Below are 15,421 nucleotides of genomic sequence, written 5' to 3'. Positions count from 1 at the left end.
AAATCGTATTTTTCAGTGCCCTCAAGTAAAGACGTCCTGTTCCTACTCCAGTAATCCTTTTTAATCCCTCACAATTTATGAAAACCCTTTCTTTTTACATGTAAAAAATAATACTACGCTTTGAAATGATTCTTTCCCTAACCCTTTTAATCAGGTTGAATTAGCTATGCACAAATACATGATAACGGAGGCCCTGCCATGACTGAGAATGTACATAGCTCTTATAAAATTACTAATAATACCGTAGCACTCGTCCCATCTTATCGTTTCGATTCTTCTACGCGCGTTTATGAAACGAAGAAAGATTTATATGTAAAACAACCGTCACTGGAGATGATTAAAACAGCGTGTTTAGATGGTTTTGCAAATTACGATGGACGAAGAGAAGCAGCTATTCAAACAGGCGCTAAACGTAAAGTCCCTATTGCCATTTACCCTAATCAAGACATTTACGCATTCCCAACCCATTCACCAACACACTTTGATTGTCACTGGCTTTTCTTCGCTCACATCCAAGGCTTCACCTCACCTAAGAATCAACCCCGCCAAAGCATCGTCACCTTCTCCAACGGCAGTAAACTTCTTTTACCGGTATCCACTTCCGTACTAGAAAAACAAATGTACCGCACCTCCCTCTGCATTTTAAGACGCAACCAATATTGGGAGCAGTCCAGAAGAATACAATAAATGAACAAAGGATTCGGACTTTTGTTGTCGAAAGAATACTCTTTTGTCACAATCTAGTAAGTTGCATGAGATGACAATCACGAGAAATGAATGGTTCAATATAGTGAATTTTATTCTTTTAATCCAATCCCTTATCGATAGCTTGCTATCCCCCACTACATCATAACGGAGGTCGTTGAACATGATTGATAACGTTTACAAGGACTACAAGATTACAAAAAATACACAAGCCTTGCTTCCATCCTATCGCTCGGACTCCTCTACATTGGTTTTTGAAACCGGGCTAAAAATCTATGTTAAACAAAATCCACTGGAAATTATCAAAGCTGCGTGTTTAGATGGATTCTCCACCTATGAAGGTCGAAGAGAAGCTGCCATCTACCGAATGGGTGCCAAACGAAAAGTTCCAATTGCCATTTGTCCAATGCGGGATATTTACGCATTTCCGAGTCTTTCCCCAACGAACTTTCATTGCCACTGGCTTTTTTTCGATCATATCCAAGATTTTACATCACCTAAGAACGACTCTCGCCAAACCATCGTCACCTTCAAGAACAACCGTAAACTTCTTTTATCCGTGTCACCTTCCGTCTTAGAAAAACAAATGTACCGCACTTCTCTATGCATCTTGCGTTGCAATCAGCATGGGGAGCAGTCAAGGGGAGTTCAGTACAATCCTTTAACAGAGTATTCTGGTAATGCTGACTACACGCCCACCATTGCATTCAATAGTTTATCTAACCTTGAATAATATACGCGGGGTTAGATACTATGCAAATTAAATAAGGACAATCATTAAAAGTTCCTAGCTATTCTTTCTCTTATTAGTTGCAAATTATGAGTGAACTTCCTTCACAAAATCCTTTCTCACAATCTTATCTAAATAATCCTTTACATCGTCCTTCAAATCATCTCTTTGCAAAGCAAAGTCGATGGTTGCTTTGATAAATCCAAGTTTATCTCCAACGTCATAGCGGTCCCCAACAAATTCGTAAGCAAGCACGATTTGATCCTCATTCAGCTTTTTAATCGCATCAGTTAACTGAATCTCATTACCAGCTCCAAGAGCTAACTCATCTAAAATCTGAAAAATCTCTGACCGCAATACATAACGCCCCTTGATCGCGTAGTTCGATGGAGCCTCTTCTTGTTTAGGCTTTTCAATTAAATCTTTTATATGGATAATGCCATTTTCTACTTCTGTAGATTTTGGTGCAACGATGCCATACTTTGATACATCTTCATACGGAACTGGTTGAACCCCAACGACTGACGAATTATACCTTTCAAAGACATTAATTAGTTGCTTTAAGCAAGGCGTTTCAGATTGCACAATATCATCACCTAGTAACACTGCAAAGGGTTCATTACCAATAAAATGCTTGGCGCATCCAATAGCATGTCCAAGTCCACGAGGCTCCTTCTGACGGATATAATGTATATTGGCCATATTAGAAATATCATGTATCTCCGCAAGTAACTCCAGCTTCTCTTTTTTCAACAATGTTTCTTCTAGTTCATACGATTTATCAAAGTGATCTTCTATTGCCCTTTTCCCACGTCCACTAATGATAATAATATCTTCTATTCCAGAGGCCACCGCTTCTTCAACTATGTACTGAATTGTTGGTTTATCTACTATTGGAAGCATTTCTTTTGGCTGTGCTTTTGTTGCTGGCAAAAACCTAGTTCCAAGTCCTGCAGCAGGAATAATTGCTTTTCTTACTTTCATACCTTTGTCACTCCTTCAATAAAACACCTTTTTAATAATTAGAAGGTGTTTTCGTTTTTTCATATATTCTTAATTTAAAAAGAAACAGGGAACAATTCTCCTCTAAAATAAGTTTCTATAGTTTTCCATTCGATCGACAAAATCTAACAAACTTCTGGTAGTAACACTGTCACGAGAGATTAAACAACTACCTAATTCAACCTACACGTACTATGCTTTGTCAAAAAGAACTGTCAATCGAGATAGCATTATTAGCTTTCAATATTCCAAGTACTCCCTGCCAGAAGGATATATACGATTTAACAATAAGTTCCTTTATGTTCTAACCGATACTGGTGACATTTGTAAATGTCAACCCAAAAGTTGACCACGTCGCTCATTTAAAAGTTGATCACCCTCTTGTTAGTACGAATAGGTTTCTTTGAGACGATAACTATCACCGTTCATTGAAAACAGGTGTGCCTTGTGAGTGGTTCGATCTAACAAGGCGGCGGTCATTTGATCATCGTGAAAGACTTCATTCCATCGACTGAATCCTCGATTGCTTGTGATAATCATGCTCCCTCGTTCGTAACGTGCCGCAAAGAACTGGAACATTAATTCAGCTGCACGAGGATGATGGGGAATGTACCCGACTTCATCGATCAGCACGAGATCAGCGCCCATCCACTGTTTTTCGATTTGTAGAAGCCGTTTTTCATCTTGCGCTTCCATCAGTTCATTGGAGAGATGAGCAGCCGTATAATACCGAACTGTATGTCCTTGATCGACAGCGATATTCCCAAGTGCGATCATCAAATGGCTCTTTCCAGTTCCTGAGTTTCCGACAAAAACTGAATATAAGATCCATGCCCACGATCTCAGGCTTCCGTTTAATGATCATATTTGCAATATGGTCTTTTCTTGTTCGATTGGAATCAACGATCGCTCCTATAATATTGTTCGGCATAGTTGGCCAGTAGCTGTTTTGTATCTTTAGGTAGGCAGTAGCCACCATATCCAAACGAAGGATTATTGTAGTGCTGGTCTATTCGCGGGTCCAGTCCTACACCGTCGATGTGATATTTCGTAATGAACATAAATTAGTAAAGCTAGTCCAATATTCCAAGATCTCCATGCTTCTAAGCCTAAAAACATTCAAGTACAAGCAAACCAAGAACTAGATAGATAAAGAAATGAGCATTCTTTTCTGACGAAATTATTTAAGTGGATTATATTAAATTGACATTCGGAGTCACTTTCTCTACTTTTTTAATGATAGATTCTGTTATACACGTACTCAGTTGGCTAGTGGTTGATTTCTAGGAATAATTAGAAGAGAATGCCAAAGAATAACAGCCTTCAAATAAAGGAAGCTATTTTTTATAATTTTTCTCAAATCACCAAGCATCCCGACACATGGCTATAATATCGCGTTTTGCTGTCCAGCCTAGTTCCCGCTTTGCTTTTAAAGCATTGGCATAGCATGAAACAATTTTTTTGTATAACCATCTGGATTATTTCTATGCCAATTCCAAGCATCAGCAATAAATGGTCTATATCAACCGATTTTCTATGACCACTCTGTAAATTATCAACAACAAAAACCTCTTCATTTTGATCTAATAAAAATCTAACAGTATGAGAACCAATATAACCAGCCCCACCCGTTACTAATATACTCACAAACTTACCTGCAATGATTTACGTAAATGATTTATATCTTTTTTCCTATTTTTCTCTTGACAGCATTAATTATCTCATTTACTTCCTCTATCTTCATAAAGTAGATAACAACAATATATATAAATACACCTATTGCTATAGATATTAGAAGAGCTATATTTTGACTTAATATAGTTATTAGATAATTAAAACTAAGACTAACTAGTATCCCCATAACTAAAGAAGAAAATATAATTTTTATGAACGAAAAGGATATTTGTTTTATTCCTAGTGATCCAATTTTTTTTCTTAAACTAATTGTAATTAGTCCTGCCGTAAAGATAGCTGATATACTTGTAGCTAGTGCAAGTCCACCAATTCCTAAGTATTTAGATAAAATAATATTGAGTACTATATTTAAAACCATTCCTACAGCTGCATTAATCATAGGTGTTTTTGTGTCTTGTAGTGAGTAGAATACCCTAGATAATACTTCTCTTAATCCAAAACCTATCATTCCAATAGAATAAAAAAACAAGGCATTAGAAGTCATTTGGATTGCTTGTAAATCAAAAGCTCCTCTCCCAAATAGTAACTCCACTACTTCCTCTGCAAATACCATTATTGCTACAATAGTTGGGAGCAATAATATATTAATTGAAACAATAGATTCTGATAAAGTTTTCTTAAGACCCGAAATATTCATATCAACAGCCATTTTTGAAATTAATGGATACATAACAGTAGCAATAGATGTTACAAATATACCTTGTACAAACAAATTTAAGCGATTTGCATACGTTAGGGCAGAGATACCTCCTATAGCTATTTGTGAAGCTAATGTTCTATCAATTAATACATTAATTTGATTAACTGAAACACCAATAATTACAGGCAGAGCTAAGTAAATCATTTTCTTTAAATATATATCATTTCTATCTAAAATAATTTGGTGTCTGTAACCTTTCTTATATACAAATGGTAAAAGAAATAAAAGTTGACAGGCAGAGCCAATCACTGTTCCATACGGCAAAATACTTATACTATAATGTGCACTTAGCGTAATTGAAATAATTATTATGAAATTTAATGGCAACCCCATAAGAGCAGGGGCAATAAAATTATTTTTCAATTGTAAATAACTACTAAAAATAGCTATCATACTTGCAAAGTAAATTTCAAACACGCTAATTCGAGTAAAGTATACTGCCAAATCAAACGTACTACCTTCAAATCCTGAAGCAAATAGCTTAACAATTTCTGAAGGAAACATAATTGCTAAAACAACTATCAATGTACTCAATATTAGTAAAAAGTTAATTAAATTACCTGTGAACCTGTCTGCTCTTGGGATATCATTATTTTTAATTATGTTTGTGTACATAGGAATATAGCTTGTAGCTATTCCTGTTGCAATAAATGCAAATATAACCTTTGGTATAGTGGTCGCTATTAAATATGCATCACTGATGTTTGATGCCCCATAAAAATAAGATAGGATTATTTCTCTAGCAAAGCCAAATATTTTAGAGAAAATGGTTACAACAATAAGAATTAAGGCAGTTTTTTTCACTGATTAAACCTCTTTTAATTATATGCTAAACTATATAAATTTGATTTTTTCTTCACAACGTACCTATATTCATTTTAACCTTCCAAAGTCAACTATTCTAAAGTCTTAGGATCATCCTTGTAATCTCGATTTATGCTTAATGCGTATATAATAATTCCCCATCCTAGAAAACCGAAAGTCAATCCACTAAAAGCAGGAACAAATAATTGATTAACGAGAAATGCAATTAACAAGTATAAAACAAATCTATTTTTAAGAATAGAATTATAAAAAGCCCTAGTATAAATATTTATAAATAATACTAGACCTACTATTCCCTGTTGTAAAAGTAATAACAAAATATAGCTTTCTACGCTTTGATATTCATATCCAAAAAAGTTATATACTATCCTATCTTTATACCCCAAGCCATGTCCAAAGATTACATTATAGAAGGAATCAAATTTAAAGTTTTCGAAGAAAATCATTAGGGCAGGCCAATTTCCTATAAAGTCAAGTAGCCTTATTACAGTATTATTGTTTTCAAGCTCTAAAAATGGAAGAGTGATTATTCCCCCGAATAAAATAAAGTAGGTTGGCTTCAGGAACTTAACTAACCTATTTCTATTCTCAAACAAATAACCTAAAAATAGTATTACTATGAATACTGTAAACATTCTCGACCCTGAAAGGATTCCTCCTATAAATAGAACAGCTAATAAAATAAGTTTAATACTCTTCCGGGGAAATTTAGTAAATAATACAATACCAAATACCATTCCCATATAAAGCGAGAAACTTTGAGGACTTCCAATTAAGGCAGTAGTTCTCCTCAATACATTTCCTTGCAATAGAATTTCCTCATTACCATAAACATTATGAACCACTAAATTGAAGATGGAAGGATCAAAATAATATTGATAAATTGCTAATATACTTGAGACAATACCTAACACTATATTAAGCTTGAAGTAACCTTTCATTAAGCTATAATTCAAACTTGAACTTTGGTTATTGATAATAAGAACCCAAAATAAAATGTATAAGAATACTGCCATATAACTAAATAAAGAGTACATAACATTGTTATAAATACTAGTTAATGCAAGCTGAAAAATGCTATATATTAATAATATAAATACACTACTAATACTAGACTTAATTTTACCCTTGAAAATGAATTCAAATAAGTTAGCTACGATAATTAAAAAAGTAAAAAAGTATATAAACATGTCAATATTAAATTCCATTAATGCGGTTTTAAAAACCATCAATATTGTTATTATATATACTGAATATCTGTTGATTTTGTATAAATTCACATTACTATCCCCTTGCGTTTTAACCGATTATTGGACAATAATTTATATTATTTAATTAAAGAGGAAGTACAAGAGGACATACTCTATTTGTCTTTATAATATAATTTAAATAAATAGACTTTGTTACTTGAATTTGTTTTCGATATCACTTATGCGTCCCTTTGTTACTTTATCATCACCATTTTCAAGTATGTTAAAATATCTTCTATACCTTGAATTTGGATTAAATAACTTACTGAGCTTTATAACACTTTGACCAGATACCAACTTTATTATTCTTTCTACAAAAAAGCGTATTAATAACCTAAATCTATCTACAAAAGATGCATAAAATTGGTTAATCTTATAATCATATTTAATGTTATTTTTTAATCCCTCAATTACTAAATCTGATATAGCTTCAAATGAAAAATTAGTTACTTTGCTATAATGATCGTTGATTTTTTCTACTAGTCCTAGATCATTTGATAAGCTACCCTGAATATTGTGTTTTTCAAATTCTTTGTAAGTATTGATATAGTTAACACCCCTAAACAATTCCATTTCAAAATCTGAAGGTATTTCTATAGGCCTTACAACATTTACTTTTTTATTAGCAAAATAACCTTCAACTACAGAAGTGCTTGTCCAAACATTAATTACATCACAATTGATAACCCAATCCCTCAATACATATTTCTTGATTACGTGAAAGTTCCGGTAGTACTTAGTTATTTTTAGCAACTCTTCAGTAAGATTTTCAGAAGGGTGTGGCCTATATATAAATTCAATATCAGGGTTATTTTCAACTAACTTTTCAAACCAAGAGATAAGGATCCCTCGAGTCTCTAGGGCATTTTCTATTCTTTTTCGTATACCTTTATTTCCTTTTTTCTCAAGTGTAGTAATAACATCTTCAGTAAAATTTTCATGTGGGAAGTTGCCTGCAAACAAAATCCACTTTTTTTCACTGTTTAGTTTGAATTCACTAGATAACTTCTCCTTATTAATAGAAAAGTGGGTCATCCCTTCCCTATAAAAGTCTATTCTAGGTGAGCCAGTTTGATAAATGAGATTATTATCAACACTATTTTCTATTAAATGTTGGGTAAATGTATCCCCCCAAGATATATGAAGGACATTTTTAGCCAATCCTTTTGGCAAAACAAATTCAACATTTGACTTAGTAACCATTTGTTCTTGATGCATATTAATTATTATTAATTCTTCTGTGTTGCTTTTCTTTACCATAGAAAACTTTTTTAGGTTATTATCATCATATAAATACGGCACGATTAATATTTTTGGCGAATAAAAAAGCATAGCTTTTGAATAATCGTAGAGCGTTGATATTATTTTAACCTTTATACCTTTGGTTTTTAAAGAGTGTTTAATAGCAACTGCTACTTCTAATTCTCTATTTACAAACTCTATTAGTATCAGTACATCAACTTTCATTTGAAGTCACACCATGAAACCATTTCTTTATTTTGTTATAGAACTGATTACCCTCTGTTTCTATAACTTCATTAACCTTTTTGTACCTATCTTTTACTAATTCTAGGTTATTTATCAGATATTCAATTTCAGTATAGAGTTTATTCTCAAACCCCTTTTTATTTACATAAACCAATCTATCTAAAATATCTAGTTCAGAATACAAGTCATGTATTTTCTTATAACTACTAAGGCCAATTGTCGGTATACCTTGTGCAATTGAACAAACATTACTATGGAATCTCATCCCTAAGATAAATTCACATTCTTTATATAAACCAAAAATATACTCCTCAGAGCCTTTTCCCGTTAAACAAGGTGCTGTTACAATTCTGGTCCTACGGAATTTATCATTTATTCTTTCCATCAATTTATAAATTGCATTAAGATCACTAAAAATATGTGGGAATAAGATAATTTGATAATGCGAATGATTTTCTAAGAAATCGTTAACTACATTAGCGAAGCCATCTAAGAACTCCTCGTAATTAATGTCTTCCGTTGTTTGAGTATTAAATCTGATATCTGTCATATCTGATACAATGTTAATACCAACAGACTTTAAATTACTATTTAACTCAGGGAAATTAAACTTTTTTGATTCAAGAAAAAATGCACCATCAGGAGCTCTGTAAACTTTTTCATTATATTTATCCCCATATAGCTTAGTAACAGTATTATAAGAACCATCATTTCTTAAACTAACAAAGTATTTTTCAGAATTAGTTACCTTTTCAAGAAATTTGTCAAACTTACTAATTGTGCTTTGACTAGCACCTTTAGCAATATCACACCCAAGGGCGTGAAATAGAATTGGGGTATTTATTTTATCCAAAGATTCATTACTTATATTTATTGTAGTTCCTGTATAGGAGTAATCCCATTTTAATTCGAAAAAATTACCCCCACCGATAATTACTAAATCGAAGCTATTGCACAGATTTATAAATTCATCACTATTAAAATCTCTAATATTCCAAGACTGATAAAATTCTCTCATTTCTACTTCTTCAAATTCTATATCACATTCTAAGGAATTCATTAATTTCCTTCTAAATCCGTTATGATTAGCATTATCCCCTATATTCCCATTAAAACTTGCTACATGCAGAGCTCTTAAACTTGTCATACCCTCACCCTTTTAAAATTATTTCTTATCTTTAAATAATCTAAGCTTTAACTTAAAAACTTCTAAGTCAAATATTTCATCAATATCTAAATCATATTTTTTATCCATATTATAAGCCAATACATTATCATTAAAACTTGTATTTAAATTTAATTTTTCATCTATCCTATTAATATAAATAGAGCCATTCACCTTATAATATTGAGGGAAGTCTTGTCTTCTAACAGTACTATTAATATTTATTATACTTTTTAATTGATTATCTTCATTTAATGTTCGCATAAGAATAGGGTTATCTTTAACTTCATTAACACTTACTAATGATTGTACTTCCTTATCAGTAATTAGCTCTATTGCTTCATCAATGTGAACAGACCTTCTAAGAGGTTGTGTGGGCTGTAATAGAACTAAGTAATCATATTGTTCCTTTATTCTATTTAAGAGATCAATTATACCATCAATTGTCCGACTCTTATCTTGAGCTAATTCTTTAGGTCTCAAAAAAGGAACTTCCGCCCCATATTCTCGAGAGATATTTGCAATTTTTTCACAATCTGTACTTACAATTACTTTATCTAAATACTTAGATCCTAGAGCTTCTTTAATTGTATAATCAATTAAGGGTCTACCATTAACTTCATAAATATTTTTCCCTGGAATCCCCTTACTTCCACCCCGAGCAGGTATAACAGCCAAGAAAGTTTTATCCTCATACATTATAAAATCATCCTTTTACTATATCACTGTGTTAGAAACTGTCGAAACTAAATTTATATCTATAAATCTTTTTTGATAATTTTTTTCCCAAATCTTTTTATTTTCTAATACCTTAATGAACTTTTCATCGCTGCTACCATCCCCAAATACTGATTTAGGTAATACTTGTAAAGTACAAGCATGATGAATTGCGTTCTCAATCTCTTGCATATCTTCATCTACATGAATGATATTACTTTCCTCAATAATATTATATCTACCTTGCTGTCTGTTTCCGATATCTATAGTAGGGACTCCATACACTCCTGCTTCCCTTATACCTACGCTTGAATTACCAATAATAAATTTGCTATTTCTTAACAAGGTTAAAAAATATTCAAATCTAATAGAAGGATAAATCTTAAAGTTCGGATTGTCGTGAAGTTTTTTATATTCGTCTAATATAACATCTGTACCTTCATCATTATTTGGATAAATTACAATATATTTTTTATTCGATTTTATTAGTGCACTTACTAAATTTTTTATATTTCTATTTAAGTTATCTACTTCAGTTGTAACAGGATGGTACATTACTATAGAATAATCATCATATACTATATCGTATCTTTGTTTAGCTTCATAAATATTTGGTAACCGATTTGAATACATTATATCGATATCAGGTGACCCAATTTCATATATAGATTCTTGTTTTTCTCCTAATTGTAGCACTCTTTTCTTTGCATCCATATTAGCAACAAAATGAATATGAGCAAACTTAGTAACTGCGTGTCTAATAGATTCGTCAATTGTACCTGAAATCTCTCCACCTTCTATATGTGCAACCTTGATATTGTTAAAAGCTCCAACTATAGCACCAGCCAAAGCTTCTAATCTATCACCATGTATGACAATTAGATCTGGCTTTAATTCAGCGACGAAATTACTTAGTCCTAAAATAGTATTACTAAATGCTATATCCATACTGGAATTACTAGATTGATTTATATATTTATGAACATTAATAAATCCGTCTTTTTCAATCTCGCTATATGTGGACCCATACTTAGATAACATATGCATTCCGGTGACAAAAACATGTAGGTCAAACATTGGGTGGTTATCTACTTTTTTCATTAATGATTTTATTTTTCCATAATCAGCTCTAGTTCCAGTTAAAAATAAAATTTTTCTCTTCATAATAATTACCCACCTTTAATTTACATCATCCCATTTTACATGTTCATCTATAGGTATATCTCTTGTTGATTTTCTACCTATCAAATCATTATAATCCTCCGCTTTAATTTCGCCAGTTCCTGGCCGTTTAACCCATATATTGTCTTTTGAAAAAACTTCTCCCCTTTTTATCGGATTAATAGTAACAACAGTAGCAAATGCAAAATCTATTGTTACCTGTTCTTCTTTTGCCGCTTCTTTTTTCCCTCCGCGCATTTTAGCAACTTCTTTTGCTCCTTCAACAAGATCAGACAACTCAGATGGAGTCATAGAATTAATAATATCTGGTCCCTGTCGATCCTTTCTATCAGTAAAGTGTCTTTCTAAAATTGACGCACCTAAAGCAACTGCAGCTAAACACGCGTTATTATTAATTGTATGATCAGATAATCCAATAATGGCATTTGGAAACTCTCTCTGTAGCTCTTGCATTGCCCCTAACCTAACGAGTTCTGGCGGAGTTGGATAAAGGTTAGTAGTATGAAGTAATCCATACTGAACACCTCTATTTTCTAATATTTCCACTGCTTTTCTTACACTATCTATACTGTTCATACCTGTAGAAACAATCATAGGTTTTCCAAAAGAAGCTATATGATCAAGAAGCGGGTAATTATTCATCTCTCCTGATCCAATCTTATATGCTTTTACCCCCATTCTTTCAAGTCTATCAGCCGCAGCTCTTGAAAAAGGAGTACTTAAAAATATCATTCCCTTTGATTCAACGTAATCTTTAAGCTTAATTTCATCCTCTTCAGACAAAGCACACCGAGCCATTACATCATAAATAGAAACATCTGTATTTCCCGGTATTACTTTCATCGCTTCCTTACTCATCTCATCTTCCACAACATGTGTCTGGTGTTTAATAACTTCTGCCCCAGCTTCAAAGGCTGCAACTACCATTTCAAAAGCAGTTGTTAGACTTCCCTCATGATTAATACCCATCTCTGCAATAACTAAAGGTGGAAAACCCTCACCGATTTTTCTCTCACTAATCTGAATAAAATGTTTCATTTTTTAGCACCGTCCTATATAAAGTTTAAAGTTTCATTTTAATATTTTTATTAGAAGCCAATTTATTAACTAATTCAAATAATTAATTCTAGTAACTTAGAATATTTAAAATACAAGGTGATACCAATTTTTATTCACTATATTAAATTTTAAACATAGGTTCTATGGATGACCTATTATAGGAATAGTTCACCTCAGATACTTTGCTTTCTAAGTACCCTTCTGTATATATAGGCTCTTAAGTTATTTGGTACCAACAATCTAGCTATAAATCTCACTATGTTGTTATATAAATACTCACCTATATTAATAACCTTTCTTTCAAACATATAATCAAATAACTTTTTTTGGGTCATAAAGTAAGCCCAACCACCACGTCTAAAAAAAGTATCCTCATTAATCCGCATTTTTAATAAAGGTTCATTAATATTTGCAAACTTACATTTACTTAGTAGCATTCTAACCCATAAATAATAATCTTCATTCAAGTACCAGTGTTTATAACTACCAGCATTAATTACATCACTTTTTTTAAACATTACACTTGGATGGTTAAACGGACTTCTTGTTCGCATATATTTTTTTATATCTTGGTCTTCTGTAGGTACTCTACGATAACTCACAATATTATTGGAGTCCCCAATAAATTCAGAAATAGATGTTCCAACTAAACTCAAGTCAGGAAAACGTTGAAAGTAATCAAGCTGTTTTTCACATCTATTTTTTATTGAAATATCGTCAGTATCCATTCGAGCAATGTATTCATTCTTACAATTTTCAATTCCTATTTCTAATGCCTTTCCAAGCCCTAGATTTTTTTCTAATGATATAAATTTTACATTTTCAAAGGAATCAAGATACTCAACAACCTTTTCAAGAGTATCATTTAATGGTCCATCCTTTACAATTACTATTTCATCTGGAGTTACTGACTGATTCAACATACTTTCTACACTTTCCCTGAAATATTCAGGATTTTCTTTATGGTAAACCGACATTAGAACACTATATTTCATTTCCATCGTACTCATCACCCTCAGATACTATAATCGAGTCTCTCAAACTTTTAACTTGGTAATTACTTTTATAATTACTCATGCTTTTTTCATAAACTAAATTACCAAACACCTTATTTATCAATCCCATTTTCATCCCCAGAACCTTTAAAATTGGATTGAAAACCTTCGTAAGTTTAATCTTCTTCCCATAAAGTTCAGCTATCAATTTTACCATTTCACTTGTCTTGACATACTCTCCGTTTTGTGGAAAGAACAATCCACTTTCTTCATTATCAATCATAATTTTAATAAACTCACAAAGGTTATCTACATGAAGCATACTTCTCTGATTATCTATATCTGGAAAGAAAGGAAGTTTTCGGGCAGCTTTTGCAAGCTTAGGATAATTTCCTTTAGAACCTTTCCCATAAATCATCGGCGGCCTAATAATAACAATTTTGAAATTATCACTTTCCAAAGGTTTGATACTTTCTTCGGCCTGTAGCTTACTATTTCCATAAAAGTTACTCGGTGTAGGCACTGTATTTTCATCAATAACTCTTTTATCTCTACTACTATCACCATAAACAATAATGCTGCTCATAAAAATAAACTGCTTAACACCTTCAGCTTCAGCTTTTTTAGCAGTTTCTATTGTAAGATCACGATTCACTTTATAATACATATCTTCCATTTTAGGGTCCGTTGAGACATGCGCTATGCCGGCTACATGAAGTACAACATCATAATCTGAGAAGTCTTTTTCCTTCCACGAATCGTTTCTTAAACTAATAGAATCTATTGAATATCTATCAGGATAGTTTCCAAGCCATTTCTTCAAGCTCGTACCCACATAGCTACTTTTACCTGTTATCAGTATTTTTTTCATTTGGAATACTCTCCTTACTACTCGCTATCTCTTTCTTTGCTGTAGTTCTAGTCCCACCTTCAATAACACCGTCACTTTTGACAACACTAACGATGGTCCCAAAGAAGCACTTTACATCCATCCAGAAACTAATCCTTTCAACATACTCCCCATCCAACTTGGACTTAAGCTCAATAGGAAGCTCATCTCTACCATTAATTTGTGCCCAGCCAGTTAGTCCAGTCGGTACATCATTAGCACCATACTTATCACGCTCAGCAACAAGATCATACTGATTCCATAAAGCTGGTCTAGGACCGATAATGCTCATTTGGCCAACAAAGATATTCCAAATCTGTGGAAGCTCATCAAAAGACGTTTTTCTAAGTAACTTACCTATTTTGGTAATGTATTGCTCCGGGTTTTCTAATAGATGAGTTGGAGTATCCTTCGGCGTATCAATTCTCATTGTGCGAAACTTTAAAATATTAAAATGAGTCTTATTAAGTCCAATACGTTTTTGTTTGAACAACACCGGTCCTTTTGATTCCAATTTGATAGCGATGATAATAGTCAAAAATATCGGGGATAAAACAATAAGTCCAATTAAAGAAAGAATGATATCTATCAATCTTTTAATCTTCATATACATTACAGTTACACTCCTTCAGTTCTATAGTTGATTAGGACTTAATTGGAATTATAATTTTTCTTCCAACCAACTACTAACTCACTAAATTACATCTACCTAACATACCCACCTCATAATATCTATTCAATCGAACAAGCAAATACGAAATTCAAATCACCTTTAACCGAGTTTCTTCCTATTATATATACCATTCAATCAATCTTAATTCTCACTAAAAACGAAATAAACCCTTATCCCTCAAGGCTTCCAGCACTCTTTAGTTGATAGTCAGTTCCCACCCCATATTCAATAATAAGGGGTCTTTAACTACAATAATAATATAAGTGCAAATGTTCCCTTCCATACTTCTTTCTAATCCATAAACGGAACATTTACCTCTCTGTACAAAGCACTGATCTTATAATCA

Annotated in this window: 14 protein-coding genes and 3 pseudogenes; 2 read left to right on the top strand and 15 right to left on the bottom strand. The window is 32.5% G+C overall.

Features of this window, described 5'->3' with window-relative positions:
* The first annotated feature begins 198 nt into the window (after positions 1-198).
* Together CEF18_RS20740 and CEF18_RS20735 are read left to right on the top strand one after the other, a co-directional pair.
* On the top strand, positions 199-687 hold the full coding sequence (locus tag CEF18_RS20740; RefSeq protein ID WP_110938401.1) for a competence protein ComK: 489 nt from the start codon (positions 199-201) through the stop codon (positions 685-687).
* Positions 688-868: 181 nt separating this feature from the next.
* A complete protein-coding gene (locus tag CEF18_RS20735) occupies positions 869-1,438 on the top strand; it encodes a competence protein ComK (RefSeq protein WP_223292417.1) in 570 nt (189 codons plus the stop codon).
* Between the two features lie 84 nt (positions 1,439-1,522).
* Here the strand turns inward: CEF18_RS20735 and galU are convergent, their stop codons facing one another.
* The 15 genes and pseudogenes from galU to CEF18_RS20665 all read right to left on the bottom strand — a co-directional run bounded on the left by galU (position 1,523) and on the right by CEF18_RS20665 (position 15,015).
* Positions 1,523-2,419, bottom strand: coding sequence for a UTP--glucose-1-phosphate uridylyltransferase GalU (gene galU, locus CEF18_RS20730; protein ID WP_110938400.1), 897 nt, complete (start codon positions 2,417-2,419; stop codon positions 1,523-1,525).
* A gap of 402 nt (positions 2,420-2,821) precedes the next feature.
* Positions 2,822-3,265 carry an ATP-binding protein gene (locus CEF18_RS20725; RefSeq protein WP_223292445.1) on the bottom strand — a complete coding sequence of 148 codons (444 nt, stop codon included), beginning with the start codon at positions 3,263-3,265 and terminating at the stop codon, positions 2,822-2,824.
* 1 nt (position 3,266) lies between these two features.
* Positions 3,267-3,489: pseudogene (locus CEF18_RS26640) on the bottom strand (UDP-glucose 6-dehydrogenase); the annotation flags it as partial.
* A gap of 309 nt (positions 3,490-3,798) precedes the next feature.
* Positions 3,799-3,894: pseudogene (locus tag CEF18_RS27280) on the bottom strand (UDP-glucose 4-epimerase GalE); the annotation flags it as partial.
* 67 nt (positions 3,895-3,961) lie between these two features.
* Positions 3,962-4,084, bottom strand: a pseudogene (locus tag CEF18_RS26635) (NAD-dependent epimerase/dehydratase family protein); the annotation flags it as partial.
* Positions 4,085-4,115: 31 nt separating this feature from the next.
* Complete coding sequence (gene murJ / locus CEF18_RS20710) at positions 4,116-5,636, bottom strand: murein biosynthesis integral membrane protein MurJ (protein ID WP_110938397.1); 1,521 nt, start codon at positions 5,634-5,636, stop codon at positions 4,116-4,118.
* A 92-nt stretch (positions 5,637-5,728) separates the two neighbouring features.
* Positions 5,729-6,937, bottom strand: a complete 1,209-nt coding sequence (locus tag CEF18_RS20705; protein WP_110938396.1) for a hypothetical protein — start codon at positions 6,935-6,937, stop codon at positions 5,729-5,731.
* 123 nt (positions 6,938-7,060) lie between these two features.
* Positions 7,061-8,374: a surface carbohydrate biosynthesis protein gene (locus tag CEF18_RS20700; protein ID WP_110938395.1), complete on the bottom strand. Its 1,314-nt coding sequence runs from the start codon at positions 8,372-8,374 to the stop codon at positions 7,061-7,063.
* Positions 8,364-9,542, bottom strand: a complete 1,179-nt coding sequence (locus CEF18_RS20695) for a polysaccharide pyruvyl transferase family protein (protein ID WP_110938394.1) — start codon at positions 9,540-9,542, stop codon at positions 8,364-8,366. Before CEF18_RS20695 ends, CEF18_RS20700 begins: the two co-directional genes overlap by 11 nt.
* Before the next feature lie 18 nt (positions 9,543-9,560).
* Positions 9,561-10,259: an acylneuraminate cytidylyltransferase family protein gene (locus CEF18_RS20690; protein WP_110938393.1), complete on the bottom strand. Its 699-nt coding sequence runs from the start codon at positions 10,257-10,259 to the stop codon at positions 9,561-9,563.
* 18 nt (positions 10,260-10,277) lie between these two features.
* Positions 10,278-11,441: a UDP-N-acetylglucosamine 2-epimerase gene (gene neuC / locus CEF18_RS20685; RefSeq protein WP_110938392.1), complete on the bottom strand. Its 1,164-nt coding sequence runs from the start codon at positions 11,439-11,441 to the stop codon at positions 10,278-10,280.
* Between the two features lie 15 nt (positions 11,442-11,456).
* Positions 11,457-12,497, bottom strand: a complete 1,041-nt coding sequence (gene neuB / locus CEF18_RS20680; RefSeq protein ID WP_110938391.1) for an N-acetylneuraminate synthase — start codon at positions 12,495-12,497, stop codon at positions 11,457-11,459.
* Between the two features lie 194 nt (positions 12,498-12,691).
* The gene (locus CEF18_RS20675; protein WP_183040960.1) at positions 12,692-13,519 is read right to left on the bottom strand and encodes a glycosyltransferase; all 828 of its coding nucleotides are present in this window, start codon (positions 13,517-13,519) and stop codon (positions 12,692-12,694) included.
* Complete coding sequence (locus CEF18_RS20670) at positions 13,503-14,384, bottom strand: NAD-dependent epimerase/dehydratase family protein (protein ID WP_110938389.1); 882 nt, start codon at positions 14,382-14,384, stop codon at positions 13,503-13,505. Before CEF18_RS20670 ends, CEF18_RS20675 begins: the two co-directional genes overlap by 17 nt.
* On the bottom strand, positions 14,359-15,015 hold the full coding sequence (locus CEF18_RS20665) for a sugar transferase (protein WP_110938388.1): 657 nt from the start codon (positions 15,013-15,015) through the stop codon (positions 14,359-14,361). Before CEF18_RS20665 ends, CEF18_RS20670 begins: the two co-directional genes overlap by 26 nt.
* Positions 15,016-15,421: the final 406 nt, after the last annotated feature.

Origin of the sequence: Salipaludibacillus neizhouensis, from assembly GCF_002886185.1 — a bacterium.
Taxonomy (GTDB): Bacteria; Bacillota; Bacilli; order Bacillales; family Salisediminibacteriaceae; genus Salipaludibacillus; species Salipaludibacillus neizhouensis.
The sequence above is the reverse complement of the archived record's forward strand: the minus strand, read 5'-3'. Positions and strand labels throughout refer to the sequence as shown.